20 protein-coding genes are annotated in these 16,269 nt (G+C 59.7%); 6 read left to right on the top strand and 14 right to left on the bottom strand.

Annotated elements, in window-relative coordinates; all coding sequences use genetic code 11:
• Positions 1–9 precede the first annotated feature (9 nt).
• The 3 genes from F1381_RS15125 to F1381_RS15115 all read right to left on the bottom strand — a co-directional run bounded on the left by F1381_RS15125 (position 10) and on the right by F1381_RS15115 (position 3,057).
• Positions 10–1,350 (bottom strand): glycoside hydrolase family 30 protein, encoded by a 1,341-nt coding sequence (locus tag F1381_RS15125; RefSeq protein WP_151735680.1) that lies wholly within the window; start codon positions 1,348–1,350, stop codon positions 10–12.
• Positions 1,351–1,479: 129 nt separating this feature from the next.
• Positions 1,480–2,496 (bottom strand): LacI family DNA-binding transcriptional regulator, encoded by a 1,017-nt coding sequence (locus F1381_RS15120; protein WP_151735679.1) that lies wholly within the window; start codon positions 2,494–2,496, stop codon positions 1,480–1,482.
• Positions 2,497–2,547: 51 nt separating this feature from the next.
• Positions 2,548–3,057 carry a hypothetical protein gene (locus tag F1381_RS15115; RefSeq protein ID WP_246188045.1) on the bottom strand — a complete coding sequence of 170 codons (510 nt, stop codon included), beginning with the start codon at positions 3,055–3,057 and terminating at the stop codon, positions 2,548–2,550.
• Positions 3,058–3,236: 179 nt separating this feature from the next.
• Here F1381_RS15115 and F1381_RS15110 point away from each other — a divergent pair, with 179 nt between their 5' ends.
• Positions 3,237–4,001, top strand: coding sequence for an HNH endonuclease (locus F1381_RS15110; RefSeq protein WP_187355369.1), 765 nt, complete (start codon positions 3,237–3,239; stop codon positions 3,999–4,001).
• A complete protein-coding gene (locus F1381_RS28325) occupies positions 3,950–4,252 on the top strand; it encodes a hypothetical protein (RefSeq protein ID WP_187355368.1) in 303 nt (100 codons plus the stop codon). The genes F1381_RS15110 and F1381_RS28325 overlap by 52 nt, the downstream gene beginning before the upstream one ends.
• 325 nt (positions 4,253–4,577) lie before the next feature.
• On the opposite strand, the gene F1381_RS15100 is transcribed toward F1381_RS28325, so the two are convergent.
• Positions 4,578–4,778 carry a YwbE family protein gene (locus F1381_RS15100; RefSeq protein WP_151735677.1) on the bottom strand — a complete coding sequence of 67 codons (201 nt, stop codon included), beginning with the start codon at positions 4,776–4,778 and terminating at the stop codon, positions 4,578–4,580.
• Positions 4,779–4,854: 76 nt separating this feature from the next.
• Between F1381_RS15100 and F1381_RS15095 the strand changes: the two genes are divergently transcribed.
• Positions 4,855–5,157, top strand: coding sequence for a hypothetical protein (locus tag F1381_RS15095; RefSeq protein ID WP_151735676.1), 303 nt, complete (start codon positions 4,855–4,857; stop codon positions 5,155–5,157).
• A 7-nt stretch (positions 5,158–5,164) separates the two neighbouring features.
• On the opposite strand, the gene sdaAA is transcribed toward F1381_RS15095, so the two are convergent.
• The 3 genes from sdaAA to F1381_RS15080 all read right to left on the bottom strand — a co-directional run bounded on the left by sdaAA (position 5,165) and on the right by F1381_RS15080 (position 7,473).
• Positions 5,165–6,073, bottom strand: coding sequence for an L-serine ammonia-lyase, iron-sulfur-dependent, subunit alpha (gene sdaAA / locus F1381_RS15090; protein ID WP_151735675.1), 909 nt, complete (start codon positions 6,071–6,073; stop codon positions 5,165–5,167).
• The gene (sdaAB, locus tag F1381_RS15085; protein ID WP_151735674.1) at positions 6,070–6,780 is read right to left on the bottom strand and encodes an L-serine ammonia-lyase, iron-sulfur-dependent subunit beta; all 711 of its coding nucleotides are present in this window, start codon (positions 6,778–6,780) and stop codon (positions 6,070–6,072) included. Before sdaAB ends, sdaAA begins: the two co-directional genes overlap by 4 nt.
• Before the next feature lie 87 nt (positions 6,781–6,867).
• Positions 6,868–7,473, bottom strand: coding sequence for a DUF4269 domain-containing protein (locus F1381_RS15080; protein WP_246188044.1), 606 nt, complete (start codon positions 7,471–7,473; stop codon positions 6,868–6,870).
• 169 nt (positions 7,474–7,642) lie between these two features.
• On the opposite strand from F1381_RS15080, the gene F1381_RS15075 reads away from it, so the two are divergent.
• Positions 7,643–8,548 carry an SDR family oxidoreductase gene (locus F1381_RS15075; RefSeq protein ID WP_151735672.1) on the top strand — a complete coding sequence of 302 codons (906 nt, stop codon included), beginning with the start codon at positions 7,643–7,645 and terminating at the stop codon, positions 8,546–8,548.
• Positions 8,549–8,572: 24 nt separating this feature from the next.
• Complete coding sequence (locus tag F1381_RS15070; RefSeq protein WP_151735671.1) at positions 8,573–9,028, top strand: hypothetical protein; 456 nt, start codon at positions 8,573–8,575, stop codon at positions 9,026–9,028.
• A 1-nt stretch (position 9,029) separates the two neighbouring features.
• Here the strand turns inward: F1381_RS15070 and F1381_RS15065 are convergent, their stop codons facing one another.
• The 3 genes from F1381_RS15065 to F1381_RS15055 all read right to left on the bottom strand — a co-directional run bounded on the left by F1381_RS15065 (position 9,030) and on the right by F1381_RS15055 (position 12,131).
• Positions 9,030–10,763: an NAD(P)H-hydrate dehydratase gene (locus F1381_RS15065; RefSeq protein ID WP_151735670.1), complete on the bottom strand. Its 1,734-nt coding sequence runs from the start codon at positions 10,761–10,763 to the stop codon at positions 9,030–9,032.
• A 111-nt stretch (positions 10,764–10,874) separates the two neighbouring features.
• On the bottom strand, positions 10,875–11,507 hold the full coding sequence (locus F1381_RS15060; RefSeq protein WP_151735669.1) for an NAD(P)-dependent oxidoreductase: 633 nt from the start codon (positions 11,505–11,507) through the stop codon (positions 10,875–10,877).
• Positions 11,508–11,717: 210 nt separating this feature from the next.
• Positions 11,718–12,131 carry a GNAT family N-acetyltransferase gene (locus F1381_RS15055; protein ID WP_151735668.1) on the bottom strand — a complete coding sequence of 138 codons (414 nt, stop codon included), beginning with the start codon at positions 12,129–12,131 and terminating at the stop codon, positions 11,718–11,720.
• 305 nt (positions 12,132–12,436) lie between these two features.
• Between F1381_RS15055 and F1381_RS15050 the strand changes: the two genes are divergently transcribed.
• Positions 12,437–12,691 carry a hypothetical protein gene (locus F1381_RS15050; RefSeq protein WP_246188043.1) on the top strand — a complete coding sequence of 85 codons (255 nt, stop codon included), beginning with the start codon at positions 12,437–12,439 and terminating at the stop codon, positions 12,689–12,691.
• An 89-nt stretch (positions 12,692–12,780) separates the two neighbouring features.
• Here the strand turns inward: F1381_RS15050 and F1381_RS15045 are convergent, their stop codons facing one another.
• From F1381_RS15045 to F1381_RS15030, 4 genes are all read right to left on the bottom strand, one after another.
• The gene (locus F1381_RS15045; RefSeq protein WP_151735666.1) at positions 12,781–13,005 is read right to left on the bottom strand and encodes a YezD family protein; all 225 of its coding nucleotides are present in this window, start codon (positions 13,003–13,005) and stop codon (positions 12,781–12,783) included.
• Positions 13,006–13,105: 100 nt separating this feature from the next.
• A complete protein-coding gene (gene cysW, locus F1381_RS15040) occupies positions 13,106–13,969 on the bottom strand; it encodes a sulfate ABC transporter permease subunit CysW (RefSeq protein WP_151735665.1) in 864 nt (287 codons plus the stop codon).
• Positions 13,970–14,008: 39 nt separating this feature from the next.
• Positions 14,009–14,854, bottom strand: coding sequence for a sulfate ABC transporter permease subunit CysT (cysT, locus tag F1381_RS15035; RefSeq protein WP_151735664.1), 846 nt, complete (start codon positions 14,852–14,854; stop codon positions 14,009–14,011).
• Positions 14,855–14,972: 118 nt separating this feature from the next.
• Positions 14,973–16,088: a sulfate ABC transporter substrate-binding protein gene (locus F1381_RS15030; RefSeq protein ID WP_151735663.1), complete on the bottom strand. Its 1,116-nt coding sequence runs from the start codon at positions 16,086–16,088 to the stop codon at positions 14,973–14,975.
• Positions 16,089–16,269: the final 181 nt, after the last annotated feature.

The raw sequence follows: 16,269 nt of genomic DNA, 5'->3' as shown, positions 1-16,269 counted from the left end.
GTGACCTGCTTATAAAGCGATTACATGTGTAGTAATGGAATGCGGCGGTAGCGTACAACGGGCTGTCTCCCCGCCCAGACCGAGCGTGAGGCTCTGCGCCTCTTCCCCTTCGTTCATCAGCACGACCGCAAGCGTGCCGTCCGGATTGCGGAACGCGCAGGACAGCACGTCTTCGGTAGTGGATGTAAGACCGATCCGCACCGCCCCTGGAGCGATATATTTGCTGAAATGTCCGATGTAATAATAGGAGCTGTTGTAATGGATCTCTCCGGTTACCGTGTCGGCGATGACCGGCGCATCGCACAGATTGCCCACATGATTCGGCCCCCCGGTCTCATCCAGCACGAGATTCCAGTCCAGATATCCTTCCGTCCAGGCGTTCAGATCCCCGATCATATTGCGCCCGTACCGCTCCCCGGTGAACCATTCGCCCAAGCGGACACCGCCCTCCTGGCAGCCCTCTGTGAACAGCAGATGCTTATCCGGGAACAGCTCATGCACCTTGGCCACCTTATCGAACTCCTCGCCGCCGTACCAGTGGATGCCGGTCCCCCAGACATACCTTGCCGCTTCGGGATCGGACAGCACCGCCGACGCGCGCTCAACCATGATATCGCGGTTATGGTCCCAGATTACGATGTTTACATCCCCCATACCCGCAGCGCGGAGCGCCGGTCCCAGATGATTTTTGACAAAATCACGTTCTTCCTCCGCACTGTACTCACAGGAATCCCATACCTGTACGGCCGCCGGCTCATTCTGCACCGACACCGCCCAGACCGGCACGCCTTCTTCGCAGTAGGCTTCAATGAATTTCGTATAGTAACGGGCCCAGACTCCGGCGTATTCCGCCTTCAGCGACCCTCCGTGATTCATGGAACCGTTCGTCTTCATCCAGGCCGGCGGGCTCCAGGGAGAGGCCAGCAGCGTTAATTGGCCGCCTTTGGCCGCCATTGCATCCTTAATCAGCGGCAGCACCCACTGACGGTCACGCGCAATGTCGAAGGTCTTAAGTATAGTATCGTCCTCCTCCACGTAGGTGTAATTGCCGAGCGCAAAATCGCAGCTGTGGATATGCACCCGGCCCATGCTGTAATTGAGCCCCTCTACCGGGTCAAAATACCTGCGGATAATCTCGGCCCGTTTCTGCGGATCGATCCGCGACAGCGTGTAGGCTGCGGCTTCAGTGAAAGCGCCGCCAAAACCAATGATGGTTTGGTATTCCTCCTCCGGATACAGCGTCACATCCGCCTTGGCTCCGGCTGTAGCCACCTTGAATTCAATCGCCTGCTGCAGGCTCAGACGGTGATCCGTGTCCTTGGCCGTCAGCACAGTCTGCACTTTTGCCATTTCATCAGCTCCTAGTACTTCAAATGGATTTATGATAACCGAAAAGCCGGAGCGCACCGAGAATCGAAACCGGTTTCGATTATTTCGAAAAAAATAGGCCGCAAGGATAAGCAGCTTATAGACAGCCTCTTACTCTTCGGCCGGCGGCGCGCAGGATTCGCGCACCACCACCTCCACCGGGAATACCAGCGCCTGCATTTCTCCGCGCCCTTCGTCGATGGAGCTTAGCAATACTTCCGCCGCACGACGGCCCAGCAAAGCCGTGTCCTGCCGGACGGTCGTCAAAGCGGGGGTTACAAATTTGGAAAGCTCAATATCGTCAAAGCCCATGACTGAAATGTCGGCCGGAACCGCAAGACCGCTGTCCCTGGCAGCCATAACCGCACCCTGGGCCAGCAGGTCCCCTGATGCAAAGACAGCCGTCGGACGTTCCTGAAGCGCCAGCAGCTGCTGCATGGCGGCATACCCGCTCTCCAGGGAATAAAAGGCCCCCTCGACAATGCCGCCTTCAGGAATCTCCAGGCTGTGTGATTCCATAGCCGCGATATATCCCAGCTCGCGTTGTTTTCCCGGAAAAGTGCCCTTGCCTCCGGAGATATGCGCAATCCGGCGGTGACCCAGCGATACCAGATATTCCACGGCCTGCAGAGCACCTGCCGTGTTGTCCGAACAGACCGTGTGGGCCTGCGCCGTTTCATAATCCAGAATTACCATAGGGATGTTGCTCTCCAGCAGCTCCTGAAAATACGGATCACCGTAATCCGACAGCAGCACCACCACACCGTCGACGCCGTGAATGCGGCAGTTCTCCAGATACCCGCTTTGCTTGCCGCCTACATCCTTCGAGATAAACATCAGCGCATAACCCTTCTCGACGGCGACCTGCTTAAAATCCTCTATCACCGCCCCGAAGAAGGGATGGCGGATGCCTGCACCGGTTCCTTCCACGAACAGCACACCGATGGTCCAGGATTTCTTGGTGGTCAGCGTACGGGCATGTGCGTTGGGCAGATAGCCCATCTCCCGGGCAGCTTCCAGAATCTCCTGGCGCGTCTTCTCCCGCACGTCGGAATAGTTGTTGAACGCCTTGGATACTGTAGTTGGCGAGTAACCGGTTCGTTTGGCGATATCGTATATGGTAGTCAATCCGGTTCCCTCCCGGCCGTAAATGTAAGCCCTTTAATATTCACTGCCATTCTAACTTCTTTCTCCCCGTCCGTCCAGCACAAAATATCTTTGCACCGTCGGCAGCAGCGTCACCGCCTGAATCAGCAGACCCAATCCTGCATAAAACACATGGATCACCGACACGGCATTCATCATGAAGGTCTGCACCAGAATCCAGATAATCTGGCCAAAGCCGATGTAAAGCGACAAAGACCATGCGCCGTGCAGCGTCTGAAACGGAGTCAGCCTCAGCGACCATGGCCATTCCGGCCGGCGGAACAGCCCGTAAAGCACAAATAACGGCAGCAGACCGAAGATAACCAGCAGCAGCAGACCGGGTATTAAAAAGTCGTGAAACGGCGACCGTTCCAGCACTGAAGCCGGCATTCCCAGCATTTCACCGCTCGGATCAGCCAGCAGTGCCAGCCCTCCGGCAATCGCTCCGACTCCGAGAAATCCTTGCAGAATATACAGAAAGATTACAGCTCCAGGCCTTCTTACCGCTTGCTCCATTCTCCGGTTCACCCTTCCTGTTCTCATTGTTGATTCCAGCTTACTGTATTTACCCAGCCGCCGCGCAGACAGATGTCACAACCCGCGCCGCCCGCAGGTTATTCGCAAGGACCGTGTGAACGGCTGCGCTTTGCGTTATACTAAAGTTACCAGAACAAATAAGGGAGAGGACCGAAGCGCACGGCCGCTTCTGCTACCGGATGAATATGAACGAGAACAATCAGCCATTATCCAAACAATGCGCCTATTGCGGACTTTACAAGCCGCTCAGCGAATTCCGCAGGCGGACGGGCAAACGCGCCAAGGGCCAATCCCGGCGCGGTGCCTGCCGGGACTGCCGCAAGACGCGTGCAGCTGCCGCAGTCCCGGCTCCTGCACCGGCCAAGAAAGCGGGCCCCGGCCGCCCAGCCGTCCAGCCGGCCCTGCCTGCCGTTGCAGCTCAGCCTGCGCAGGTGCACGGCACCAAGCCAGCCGGCCCCAAGATCCATTCCTTGCCGGAGCGGTCCAAGGAAGGTAAAGCCGCTGAACCGAAGGGCAAGCCGCGCACCCGCGCCATGCAGCAGGGTCGGGGGCCCCAGCCGCGGGGAATGAAGCCCGATCCGACGGATATCTCTGCGCTTGTCCCGTCCGCCAAAGGAATGATTCTGATGCGCGGCCACAGCGACAAGGGCCGCCGCTGGCATCAGGAGATTGACCTGGAGCTGGCGGTGACGCTCGTCAGGGAGCATGCGGCCGTCATCGTTAACCGCAGAACGATCCGCCGTTTATACAGCAACAAGGATTTCCGCAAATATATCCTGACCCGGGACCATTACACCTGCCATTTCTGCGGGGCCTACGGAGACACCATCGATCATCTGCTGCCTCGTGCCAAAGGCGGGCACACCACGCCGGTCAACTGCGTCTGTGCCTGCAATGAGTGCAACCAGTCCAAGGCCGACCGGCTGGTCGAGGAATTCATGCGCCGCTGAAACGGCTGGCGTATGCTGAAGACGGGCATGCCGATGAGGCGCTTGCCGATGAGGCACTTGCCGATGAGGCGCTTGCCGATGAGGCACTTGCCGATGAGGCACTTGCCGATGAGGCGCTTGCCGATGAGGCACTTGCCGATGAGGCACTTGCCGATGAGGCACTTGCCGATGAGGCACTTGCCGAAGAGGGCGCTCACCCCTCCCTTGTTCAGGAGGGGCAGAGCGCCCGGACTGTATACTATGTTGCATAATTCTTCAGTTCAAACGCGCATGTGCGGTTGTATTGCGGGTGTGTCCTTGATAAGCATTGGATGCTTCTGCCGGACCCCTGCTATGCTGAAGAACACTGGAATAGGTTAATACCAATTAGAGGTATTTTGTTCCACTAATTTCAGCCTGCAGTCTACTTTTAGCGGATTAGTGGTATTTCCTACCTCTAATTTGGCGAAGTTTAGCTCAATTGTTCACCGCCAGGGAGAATAGTGGTAGTTTTTACCCTTAATTCCGTAATTTCAAGTGGTATCAAAAATTAGTGGTAGCTTTTACCCCTAATCTACACCTGACTGCCGATTACGCTTAAGATCTCTCAACGATATGCTTGACCCGTCCGACCTGCCCATCCGCCAGCCGGACCTTGATGCCGTGCGGATGGCGCGGAGAATTGGTCAGGATATCCTTGACGGTGCCGCGGGTCAGCTTGCCTGTGGCCTGGTCCTGCTTGAGCACAATATCGACTTCGAGTCCGGGGCGGATATCCGCTCTGGCCTGTCCGTTCATGTTCCTTTCCCCTTTCATGATTGATAATAGACTGCACTTCGCTGCGGACAAAGACAAAGATAAGGATGAGACAGCTATGGCCTTTGGCATCAACAGGGAAGAACTGGACCGGTGGAAGCAAGCGGTCTCTGCCGGGGAAATCGCTTTTCTGACCCATTATTGGCTGGATCCGCGCTTTCCGGGAATCACCACCGTAACCAAAGTCGGCTGTGCCGATGTGGACCGCCTGGCCCGCTGGTGCGAGCAGCACGGCCTTCCGCCGCAGTATATTCATAACCGCAGGCCCTTCCCCCACTTCGACCTGCTCGGGCCGAAGCAGCGGGACATTCTCCGCCAGGAAGGGATATGGGATCAGCTTGAACGGTTCGGTTTACTGTAGAGCCCGCTTACGGCTGCTCTGTTAACGTTGGCGGGGCTTGCTTCTTGCCGCGCAGGTTCTGCATAATCTGCCGGCCCGTCGGCGTCTGGGCCAGCCCGCCGCCCGCCGTCTCGCGGTGCTTCTCCGGCATGGCCGAGCCGACCTCCAGCATCACCTGGATGACCTCGTCCGACGGAATGACGCTGCGGACCCCGGCCAGCGCCATATCGGCGGCAGCCAGCGCCGTCACCGCACCGAAGCCGTTGCGGACAATGCACGGAATTTCGACCAGGCCGCCCACAGGGTCGCAGATCAGGCCAAGCGTGTTCTTGAGCGCAAGGCCGACGGCATGGACCGCCTGTGCCGGCGATCCGCCGCGCAGCTCGGTCAGCGCTCCGGCAGCCATGCCGATGGCCGAGCCGACTTCGGCCTGGCAGCCTCCTTCCGCTCCCGAGACGAAGGAATTGTTGGCTATGACATACCCGATGGCGCCGGCGGCGAACAGGCCGTATACCATCGTGTCATCATCCCAGCCGAACCGCTCCTGGCAGCTGAGGAAGACGCCGGGAATGATGCCGCAGGAGCCCGCCGTCGGTGTGGCGATGATCCGGCCCATTGAAGCATTGACCTCGGAAACGGCCAGAGCATACGCCATTGCCTTACCGGCCGGTCCGCCGAGCGTCGGTTCCCCGACATCGTTATAGGCCGCCACCCGCTGTGCGTCGAGCCCGGTCAATCCGCTGCGCGAGATGGTATCCTCATGCAGGCCGCGGTGTACAGCCTCTTTCATAACCCCGTAATATTCTTTCATCGTAGCGAATTCCTGCTCTTTGGAGCGGCCCGACTCCGCGCTCTGTTCCTCCAGCATCAGCGCCCCGATGCCAAGTCCGCGCTCCTCGCATAAAACGGCCAGCTCACTTAACGTCCGAAAATTCATGGTGTTTCTTCCTTCCCTTCCTGTTCTTGCAGCTTGCGGTTCAAATCGACCACTTTAACGGATTTCACCGCCGGCAGCGCCAGCAGCTCGCCGGTCAGCTCCTCCGTGGCCGGTTCATCGAGCTCCAGCACCGTCAGGGCTGCACCGCTGCGGTTCTTGCGGTCCAGCGACATATGCCCGATGTTGAACTCTCCGCGGCGCATTACATCGGTGACGGTGGCAAGCACTCCCAAATAGTCCATATGGTGAATCAGCACAGTCGGGTAATTCCCGGTAAGCTTCACGCTGAAGCCGTCAACATCGACAATCTCGATATTGCCTCCGCCGATGGAGGTTCCGGTCAGCGTCAGCTCTGCACCCGTATCCCGGCCGGTCAGCCGCAGGCGGACCGTATTCGGATGGGGGAACAAGCCGGTGCCCTGCTCAAAGGTTATAGCCATCCCGTCCGCTTCGGCCAGCTCCATGGAGTCCGGCAGGCGGGGATCGTCTGTGGCGAAGTCAAGCAAACCGCCAATTATCGCCCGGTCTGTACCGTGCCCTTGGTAGGTTGCGGCGAACGAGCCGTAGAAGGTCACCACAGCGCTGCGCGGACATTCACCGAGCACCTGCCTGGCCGCCCGGCCAATCCGCGCAGCCCCTGCGGTATGTGAGCTGGAAGGCCCGACCATGGCCGGACCGATAATTGAAAAAACATCCTTAAAGCGCATATATTCAATCTCCCGCTTTCAAAATTCGACAAAAAACTTTGCTGCCTATCCATTATACTGCACGAAAGCGGAAGCTTCATTATCACATCACATGTCATACTTTTCCGGTCTGTCCGCTGCTCTGTGCGGAAAGGCCTGTGTACAGAGCTTCTCGAACTCTGCCTGAGACAACTTCCCCAAGGCCAGTACCGCTTCGTAGGGATCGCCCGGCAGCTGCAGCTGACGGGCAAACGCCGGCTCCGTCTTCAGGCCGCCCCCTTTAAGTCTAATCACTGCCTCGCGGAAATCTCCACCCAGTAGGTGCAATATCCTCCACTCCACCAGCATATGCCGGAAGCCGTTCTGCTGCGCGGCCGGCAGCGGCTGTCCGAACAGCTCCACCGGCCAGCCGCCGGCTTCAAAGTTAATCTTGGCGCGCACAAGGCCGTCTACCGTTCGTGTCACGGCATTGAAGCCGGAAAATGTCCCGAAGGCCTGCCGGGCCTCATCCATAAACTGCTCGGGATCATACACCTCGCACAGGATGTCGAGGTCACTCCCCGGCAACTGAAGGTCCAGCGGCACGGTTCCCGCCAGTAGCGGGCGGTAGCCTGCCAGCACCTCCATCACCTGCAGCTCCCGCAGGACAGCGAAGGCTTCCCGTTGCCGGGGACTCCCCTCAGCCAAATAGGATATGTTCAGCCAATTCTCCAATTCCTTCGCTCCCCGCTGATTGATCTGAGACATAAATGATACCTTGACCTAAAATCCCGCTCAAAAGACCGGTTCAGCTAAACGTCCGCCGCAGCCAGCACAGCCGCACCCATTTCTGGGCGAATGCATAGACATATACCGAACCTACAGTGAGGCAAGGAGGAATAACGTGCATAGGAATCCGATTTACCCCTACTACGGGGAACAGACCGTCTGCAGCCGGCAGCCCATCGCTTTTCCACCGCAGCATCAGCCCCGCCAGCCGGGACTGGAGAGCCTGATGAACCCGCGCCCGATCAGCGAGAATCCGCAGCTCCGCGGCAGCGGCAAGCTGGAGGGCAGGGTTGCGCTCATTACCGGCGGGGACAGCGGCATCGGGAAGGCGGCGGCGATCGCTTTTGCCAAGGAAGGCGCGGATGTCGCTATTGCCTACTTATACGAAGTGAGCGATGCCGAAGTCACCGCAGCACGCATCGAAGCGCTGGGACGCCGCTGCCTGCAGATCAGGACGGATTTGCGCCACAAAGCCAATTGCTTCCGGGCTGTAGAAGAAACGCTCCGCACCTTTGGCCGGCTCGATATTCTTGTGAACAACCACGGCGTCCAATACCCGCAGAAGAGCATTCTGGATATTTCGGAAGAACAGCTGTACCAGACGTTTCATACGAATATTATCCCGTTCTTTTTCCTGACGCAGGCTGCCCTGCCGCATTTGCCAAGAGGCGCTTCCATCATCAATACCGCCTCCATCACCGCATATCAGGGCAACAAAGAGCTGATCGATTATTCCTCGACCAAAGGCGCCATCGTTACCTTCACCCGCTCCCTGGCCTTGTCGCTTGCCGACCAGGGCATCCGGGTCAACAGTGTCGCTCCCGGTCCGGTCTGGACACCGCTCATCCCCTCCAGCTACTCTGCCGCCGAGGTCAGCGTGTTCGGTACGGACACTCCGCTGAAGCGCGCAGCCCAGCCTTATGAGCTGGCCGGGGCTTACGTGTATCTGGCGGGTCCCGACTCCACTTATGTCACCGGCGCCACCATACATGTCAATGGAGGGGACATGGTGACCAGTTAATTCCAGCTGAAAGGATTAAGACCCATGACGAAATTCAAAGAGTACGACCATCCCTCCGTCCGGCTAAGCGCAGGCCTCTATGCCTTAGCCAAGCTCTCCGCCGCCGGTCTGACCTTCATGCTCCTGACCCTGGCCGTGCTGTGGCTTCCCGTCCAGGACGGCATACCCGAGGGCTGGCCGGTATCCGTGGCCTATGCCGTATATGCCTATGCCCTGCCGGCAGCGCTGCTGGCCGATGCGCTGCTGCATCTGCTACGCCTACCCGCCCTGCTGCCTGCACTCGTGGTCCATGCGGCCGCCGGATTCGGCGCCGGCCTGTGGCTGGCCGCAGAGCAGGGCGCGCCCTGGCTGGAAAGCAGTCTCGCCGGCATAGCTGCGCTCCTGGCGTTTCGCCTGGCCGAACTGGCGGGTGAGCGCTATCCGCTCCTGCTGCCCGTCTTCGCCCTCTTCGTCCCGCTGCTGTGCCTGATGCTGCTGTAGGCTACAGCGCCTCGATAATATCTCCGGCGATCAGCGCCGCCGGATGGTCCCGCTTCCCGGCCGCCCGTTCTCCGGCGAGCCCGTGCAAATACACGCCGAAGGCCGCCGCCTGTACGGCTTCCAGACCCTGGGCGAGCAGGCCGGCGATGATGCCTGTCAACACATCGCCCGCGCCGCCGGTGCCCATTCCCGGATGGCCGGTGGTGTTTACATAAGCCTGCCCGTCCGGAGAAGCAATGACGGTGTGGGCCCCTTTCAGCACAAGCACCACACCGCTGCGCTGCGCATATTCCAGCGCCAGTCCGATCCGGTCCCGCTGCACCTCAGCTGTGGAGACACCGGCCAGCCGGGCCATTTCGCCGGGATGAGGCGTCAGAATCACCGGATGCCGGCGCGGCTTCCAGGAGCCGTAATCGGCTTCGGCCAGGATGTTCAGGGCATCGGCATCCAGCAGAAGCGGTGTCTCCAGCCCTTCCCACAGCATCCGCAGCCAAGCCGTATCCTCCGCGAAGCGTCCGAGCCCCGGGCCTGCGGCCGTAACGTCACGCGACGCCGAGAGGCGCAGCACCTCCGCCGCCGTGCCCGCGTTCCAGCCGCCGTGCTCGGGGCCGCTGGCCGGCGCAAGCATGACCTCCGGCGCTGCGCCTATTACATGCGGCTGCAGCGCGCCGGGCAGCGCCCAGGTCACCAGCCCGCAGCCGGCGCGCAGTGCGGCCCGCGCGGATAACAACCCGGCGCCGCTCATGTTCAGGCTGCCCGCCGCAAGCAGGACGTGGCCATAAGTCCCCTTATGGCCTTCCGGCGAGCGGCGGCGCGACACGTCAACGCCCAGACGTGTCCGCAGCGTCTCCGGCGTCAGCAGCGCAGCCTGCACGCCGTGCTCCCGCGCCAGAGCGGCGGGGATGCCGATGGAGCGGACGACCACCTGCCCGGCGGCGCCTGCGCCGGGATATTGCGTCAACCCGCGCTTCAAGAGCGCCAGGCACACGGTCACCTCTGCACGGATGCACGGCTCATGCAGCTCACCCGTATCCGCGTTCAGCCCGCTCGGGATGTCCGCGGATACAATCGGCTTGCCGCTGGCGTTCGCGGCGGCAATCAGCTCCGCGTAGGCGCCGCGTGGCGCGCCTGCGCTGCCCGTGCCCAGCAGGGCATCGAGGATGCCGCTGCAGGCGGCAAAGTCCACGCGGTCCCGCCCGTACACGAGGGCGGGCAGCCCCAGCGCAGCGGCGGCGTCCCGCTGCCGCGCGGCTTCCCCGGCCAGCGTCTCCGGCGCGGCCGCATACACCAGCGTGACGGCGATGCCCGCCTCACGCAGGTGCCGGGCGGCGGCGAGGCCGTCGCCGCCGTTGTTACCCTTGCCGGCGAGGATGAGCCAGTGCTCATCGCCGGCCTGCTCCAGGGTCAGCGCGCGGTCGCCGCTGACCCTGAACCCCGGCGGCTGCGCAGCAGGGCCGCCGTCCGCACCGGCGGCTGCGCGCCCGCCGGAATCCCTTGCGGCGCTCCGGAACGCCGCTGCCTCCCGCGCGCCGCGCCAATCCGCTGGCGCCTGTACCGCGCCGCCTGCCCGTGCGCCGTCGCCCGGCATGATCCCGCGCCGCCTCCGGCACAGCGCGATGATCTCCTCGGCGATCGCCCGGCCCGCATTCTCCATCAGCGCAATCGCCGGAATGCCGAGCCGGTTGATCGTAACCTCGTCAAGCTTGCGCATTTCCTCTGCCGTCACCAGATCCATGTTCCGCTCCCCTTTCACTTTCGCAGATTTCCCCGTCATACCGCCGGAGGATGGGTCATGCACGGCTCGGTATTCAACCAATGGCCTGTCCCATCCACCGTCTAATTCGTCTCAATAAGCGACCGCAAACCGCTCCCGGATGAAGTTATCCTCCTCAAGCTCATCAAGGACGGCCACGGCCAGATCCTCCGCACTGATTGCGCTCTCGCCGTTCTCGTCCACCACCAGCCGGTCCAGTCCGATGCGGAACATGCCTGTCCGGCGGCCCGGAACGATGGAAGCTGCCGGACTGATGTAAGTGTAGTCCAGCTCCGAACCGGCGTAGACGGCATAGGCTTCGCTGTGGGCCTCAGCCAGCGGACGCAATTCCTGCGGGTAATTCACGCTGTCCATCAGCCGCTCGCCGGAATCCGTCTTCAGCGTTCCGGCATCCCCGACGATAACAAGCCGCACGACACCAGCCTGCTGCAGCCCCTCCAGCAGCGAACGTGCCGCTGCCGGCAGCTCCTCTGCGTTCTCCAGCCCGGGTGCGAAGGCGCTGACGGCAACCTCGTGGCCGTGTGCTGCAGCTGCCACTGATGCAGAACTCAGCAGATCACCGGCGGCAATCTGCAGGCGCTCATGAGTAAGAGGCAGCTCCTCCGGATGCCGGAAGACTGCCGTCACCTCATGTTTTCTTCGTAAAGCCTCTTCTATAATTTGCCGGCCAATCGTACCGGAGTCTCCAAATACAACCAATTTCATATATACTCCTCGCTTTCCTGCCCTTAGGGCGCTTACCACTAATTTATCCCAAGCCGGCCATCTGAAACCGCCCGGCAGAACTTCCCGGGTGCCGGAATCGATCCACCGCGAAAAGCCCCAGCGGCGCGGGGCGGTAGTTATGCCGGTATTGAATTATCATCCGGATGCCGATGTCTCCATGCAACATTCCCGGATATGGTGTACTGCAGCCTACCGCTTCAGAAACATCCCCTGCGACATCGGCATCACCGGCGCAAAACCATACTGCGCATACAGCCGCGCCGCCTCGCCATCGGCAATCAGGCTGACATAGGTCTCAGACGGCAGCGTATCCAGGTAGCCTTTAATCTCCCGCATAATCGTCTTGCCAAGCCCCCGCCCCTGGCAGGAAGGCTTAACCGCGATATCGGTAACCTGAAAGAAACAGCCGCCGTCCCCGACGACCCGCCCCATCCCTACAAGGTCCCCGTCCTCAACCAGCGTAACCGCAAAGCAGGAGCGCGGCAGCCCGGTTTCTGCACCCGCTGCACTCATTGGACTCAGCCCGGCTTCTCGCCGCAGGCTCAAATATTGTTCAACAGACGGACATTCATGGCGGATTTCCAGTCTGGACGTTGTCTCCATTTATTTTCCCCGTTTCTTATCGAGAATCAGCGCCGCAACCAGGCGCCTCATACGTTTCAACTATATACGACGCGCCCGTCCGGGGGCAAGCCTGCTGCGGCAGACGCGGAGAAGATGAAACATAATAACCCCCGCCGCGTATAGCAGTATATATCCACAGGCAAACCCGCAATTCATTCCCAGCTAAATGGCCGGATAACGAGCAATCATAAACAAAACTACACATGTACGGAAAGGATGGGTGGACTACTATGTCTTCACTCGGCAAACTGTTAAAATGGGTTACTTTTCTGGGAGAGGCTTTCATGGCACTGCCGATCATCGGCGGAACCTTCATCATCTCCTTTGGCTGGACACCGCTGGTACTCGCATTCATTGTGCATACCGTGGCCGTCATCGTGCTGTATAGAGAGCGCGGCCCTATTGCCGGCAATCTGCTCGGCATCCTCACTTCAATAGTGGGGTGGATCCCGTTCGTCGGCTGGTTCATGCATGCCGTCACCGCAGTCGTGCTGCTGTTCGAAGGGATTTCCCGGTCCCGCCGGACACCGCGCTACTAATATAAGCATGGCAAAAAGACCTTCAGCGATGAAGGTCTTTGTCATTTTCAGCCTGCTGTACAGGATAGGATGTATAATGGCCGGGGTTGTTACCCTCTTCCCACCGAACGGTTGCTGGCACGCCGGGTTCCGGCTTCGCTGCCACTTGGACGCGCATTCGCGGCGTTGTTCTCAAACCGCTTGCGTTCCGTACGCTCCATTTGTACGATCTGCCCTTCATGCACCACAATATGCAGGGAACCGAATTCCATGTCATCCAGAAGTCCGGCAATCCGTGCAAGCCATACCTCATCCACTTTCAGTGGTTTAGCCATTTTCCAGCCTCCCTTTCCCCGGATAGGTCATCCGCGCTCTAATCCCGTCATTACCAACTTGTATACTGTGGATTTAACTTAGCATGAACTTTTCTGGCTGTCAATGCGCATTTTTACGCAGCAGCCAGCCCTTAATCAGCATGGTCGCAAGCGCAAGCAGGAGCAGTAACGACGCAACGGCGAACGACGCCGAGAATTGGTATTCGTTGTATAAAATCTCGACATGCAGCGGCAAAGTATTGGTTTTTCCGCGAATATGCCCGGAGACGACCGATACCGCCCCGAACTCGCCCATCGCCCGCGCATTACACAAAATAATTCCGTACAGCAGACCCCACTTAATATTGGGCAGCGTGACTCTGAAGAAGATCTGCCAGCCGCGCGCACCAAGCGTAATCGCCGCCTCTTCCTCCTGCGTGCCCTGATCCTCCATCAGCGGAATCAGCTCACGGGCGACAAAGGGAAACGTGATGAACAGCGTCGCCAGGACAATCCCCGGCAGAGCGAATATAATCTTGATGTCATGCTCGCTGAGCCAAGGCCCGAACCAGCCGTGCGAGCCGAATACCAGCACAAAGATCAGCCCGCCGATGACCGGCGAGACTGCAAAGGGCAGATCAATCAGGGTCACCAGGAAGCCTTTGCCGCGGAAGCGGAACTTCGTCACGGCCCAGGCGGCAACCACACCGAACACGGTGTTCAGCGGTACGGTAATCGCCGCCACCAGCAAGGTAAGCCGCAGCGCCGCAGCGGCGTCAGGGTCGCTCAAGGCTGCCCAGTACACCTCCCAGCCCCGCTTCAGCGCTTCCGTCAGCACGACGATCAGCGGCAGGGCGATCAGCCACAGCAGCACCAGCCCGGCAGCGCATATCAGCACCCATTTCACCGCCGGCGATTCATTCGTTGCCGGCGAGGAGGCTGTTGTCTTCGGCCCGGAAGCATACATCGGGACAGTACCGGCCATTATTATTCCTCCTTCACGTATACTCGTGGCGAACCCAGCTTATTTCGCTGATTTATGGACCCAACGCTGCAGCGTATTGATCACCAGCAGCATCAGGAAGGAGAGCAGCAGCAGCAGCAATGCCACAGCCGTAGCTCCCGCGTAGTCATACTGCTCCAGCTTGGACATGATGAGCAGCGGCGCAATCTCCGTGCGCATCGGCATATTGCCGGAGATGAATACGACAGAGCCGTATTCGCCGATTCCACGCGCAAAGGCGAGGGCGAAGCCGGTCAGGAGCGGCGGGAACAGCTCCGGCAGCACAACTGTACGGAACGCCCGCCAGCGGCCGGCGCCCAGTGTGGCTGCAGCCTCCTCCATATCCCGGTCCAAATCCTCCAGCACCGGCTGGACGGTCCGGACGACAAAGGGAATCCCGATAAACATCAGCGCCAGCGTGATGCCCAGCGGCGTAAACGCCACCTTCAGGCCAAGCGGCTCCAGCAGCGAACCGATCCAGCCGTTCTGGGAATAGAGCGCCGTCAGCGAGACGCCGGCCACTGCAGTCGGCAGCGCAAACGGCAGATCGATCAAGGCGTCGAACAATCTTTTGCCCGGGAAGTCATAACGCACCAGAACCCAGGCCAGAAGCAGGCCCAGGAAACTGTCGACAAGGGCGGCCGCAGCGGCAGTGCCCAGACTGACACGGTAAGAGGCCAGGACACGCGGGTCTGTGGCCACACTCCAGAATTTGTCCCAGCTGAGCCCTGTCGAGTTGAACAGCAGAGCCGAGAGCGGTAGCAGCACAACCAGGCTCAAGTAAAGCACGCTGTAGCCCATGGTCAGCCCAAAGCCGGGCAGTACCCTGCGCCGGGACACGCGCGCAGCCGTAGTGGGAGCACTCATTTGCCAAATCTCCTTTCCTGCCTTCGGCTTATGCGCCGATCAGCGCCTTGCATGACAACCGTACCCGGCCGCCGGACCCTGAAATCCTCCGGTCCGGCGGCCGCAGTCTTAGGCAGGATCAGCTGCCTGGAACGTAAATCTGATCGAAGATGCCGCCGTCATTAAAATGCTTCTCCTGGGTTTCTTTCCAGGTGCCGAATTTATCGGCCAGCGTGAACAGCTTGATCTCCGGGAACTGGTCCTTAAACTGCTCTTTCACGCTTTCGAGTGTAGGGCGGTAATAGTTCTCGGCGGCGATCTTCTGGCCTTCCTCACTGTACAGATAGTTCAGATAGGCTTCAGCCACTTCCCGGGTATCGCGTTTGTCGACCGTCTTATCGACTACGGCTACCGGCGGTTCGGCCAGAATGCTCTCTGAAGGATTGATGATTTCGAATTTATCCGGGCCAAGCTCCTTGATGGAGAGGTACGCTTCATTCTCCCAGGCCAGCAGCACATCGCCGATTCCGCGCTCCACAAAGGTCGTTGTAGCGCCGCGGGCACCGGTATCCAGCACCGGAACATGCTTGAACAGCTCCTGGACGAATTCCTGCGCTTTGGCTTCGTCGTTGTTGTTATGGTCCAGGGCATAACCCCAGGCCGCCAGATAGTTCCAGCGCGCCCCGCCCGATGTCTTCGGATTCGGCGTAATGACTTCAACGCCTTCCTTGAGCAAATCCGGCCAGTCCTTGATCCCCTTCGGGTTGCCCTTGCGGACCAGGAACACGATGGTCGAGGTGTACGGCGAGCTGTTGAGGTCAAACTTACTTGCCCAGCCTTCGTTAATAAGGCCTTTCTCCTGCAGGGCGTCGATGTCATAGCCAAGCGCCAGCGTCACCACATCCGCCTCAAGGCCGTCCAGCACGGCGCGGCTTTGCGCACCCGAACCGCCGTGCGACTGCTTGATGGTCACTTCCTGGCCGGTCTCCTGCTTCCAGTAGGCCGAAAAGGCCTTGTTATAGCTCTCATACAGCTCGCGCGTCGGGTCATAGGATACATTAAGCAACTCTACCGGGTCCTTCGCCGCCGCCTTTGTCGGCTCCGCTGTAGCCGCTGCAGCATTGCCGCTTGCAGGAGTATTGGTAGCCCCACTTGCGTTGTTGCCCGCGTTATTACTATTGCCGCAAGCCGTAAGCCCTGCTGTCAAAATTAATGTCAGACCGGCAACAAGCCCCTTCTTGATCCCCTTCTTCATGTCCGCCACTCCCCCTGTTTTCTTTTAATTAGTTTGTAGTCTTCTGATAAATCGGAGAATCCCCTCGTTTAAATCTCTCGTTTTGAGCAAAAAAAGAACGGAGGAAGCCCACTTGTGGCAGGTCAAACCGGTCCCATTGACACGTGTCTGCGAGCCTGAAGCAGGCGTTCCTCCGTCTGTA

The organism is Paenibacillus tengchongensis (genome assembly GCF_008973665.1).
In the GTDB taxonomy this organism is placed as follows: domain Bacteria; phylum Bacillota; class Bacilli; order Paenibacillales; family Paenibacillaceae; genus Paenibacillus_AQ; species Paenibacillus_AQ tengchongensis.
Note: the sequence above shows the minus strand (reverse complement) of the source record. Positions and strands in the feature narration are given on the sequence as shown.

Coding starts and splice junctions, on each gene's coding strand:
- F1381_RS15125 (WP_151735680.1), bottom strand. CDS start 1,350: ATGGCAAAAGTGCAGACTGTGCTGACGGCCAAGGACACGGATCACCGT.
- F1381_RS15115 (WP_246188045.1), bottom strand. CDS start 3,057: ATGAGAACAGGAAGGGTGAACCGGAGAATGGAGCAAGCGGTAAGAAGG.
- F1381_RS15110 (WP_187355369.1), top strand. CDS start 3,237: ATGAACGAGAACAATCAGCCATTATCCAAACAATGCGCCTATTGCGGA.
- F1381_RS15100 (WP_151735677.1), bottom strand. CDS start 4,778: ATGAACGGACAGGCCAGAGCGGATATCCGCCCCGGACTCGAAGTCGAT.
- F1381_RS15095 (WP_151735676.1), top strand. CDS start 4,855: ATGGCCTTTGGCATCAACAGGGAAGAACTGGACCGGTGGAAGCAAGCG.
- sdaAA (WP_151735675.1), bottom strand. CDS start 6,073: ATGAATTTTCGGACGTTAAGTGAGCTGGCCGTTTTATGCGAGGAGCGC.
- sdaAB (WP_151735674.1), bottom strand. CDS start 6,780: ATGCGCTTTAAGGATGTTTTTTCAATTATCGGTCCGGCCATGGTCGGG.
- F1381_RS15070 (WP_151735671.1), top strand. CDS start 8,573: ATGACGAAATTCAAAGAGTACGACCATCCCTCCGTCCGGCTAAGCGCA.
- F1381_RS15065 (WP_151735670.1), bottom strand. CDS start 10,763: ATGGATCTGGTGACGGCAGAGGAAATGCGCAAGCTTGACGAGGTTACG.
- F1381_RS15060 (WP_151735669.1), bottom strand. CDS start 11,507: ATGAAATTGGTTGTATTTGGAGACTCCGGTACGATTGGCCGGCAAATT.
- F1381_RS15055 (WP_151735668.1), bottom strand. CDS start 12,131: ATGGAGACAACGTCCAGACTGGAAATCCGCCATGAATGTCCGTCTGTT.
- F1381_RS15050 (WP_246188043.1), top strand. CDS start 12,437: ATGGCACTGCCGATCATCGGCGGAACCTTCATCATCTCCTTTGGCTGG.
- F1381_RS15045 (WP_151735666.1), bottom strand. CDS start 13,005: ATGGCTAAACCACTGAAAGTGGATGAGGTATGGCTTGCACGGATTGCC.
- cysW (WP_151735665.1), bottom strand. CDS start 13,969: ATGGCCGGTACTGTCCCGATGTATGCTTCCGGGCCGAAGACAACAGCC.
- cysT (WP_151735664.1), bottom strand. CDS start 14,854: ATGAGTGCTCCCACTACGGCTGCGCGCGTGTCCCGGCGCAGGGTACTG.
- F1381_RS15030 (WP_151735663.1), bottom strand. CDS start 16,088: ATGAAGAAGGGGATCAAGAAGGGGCTTGTTGCCGGTCTGACATTAATT.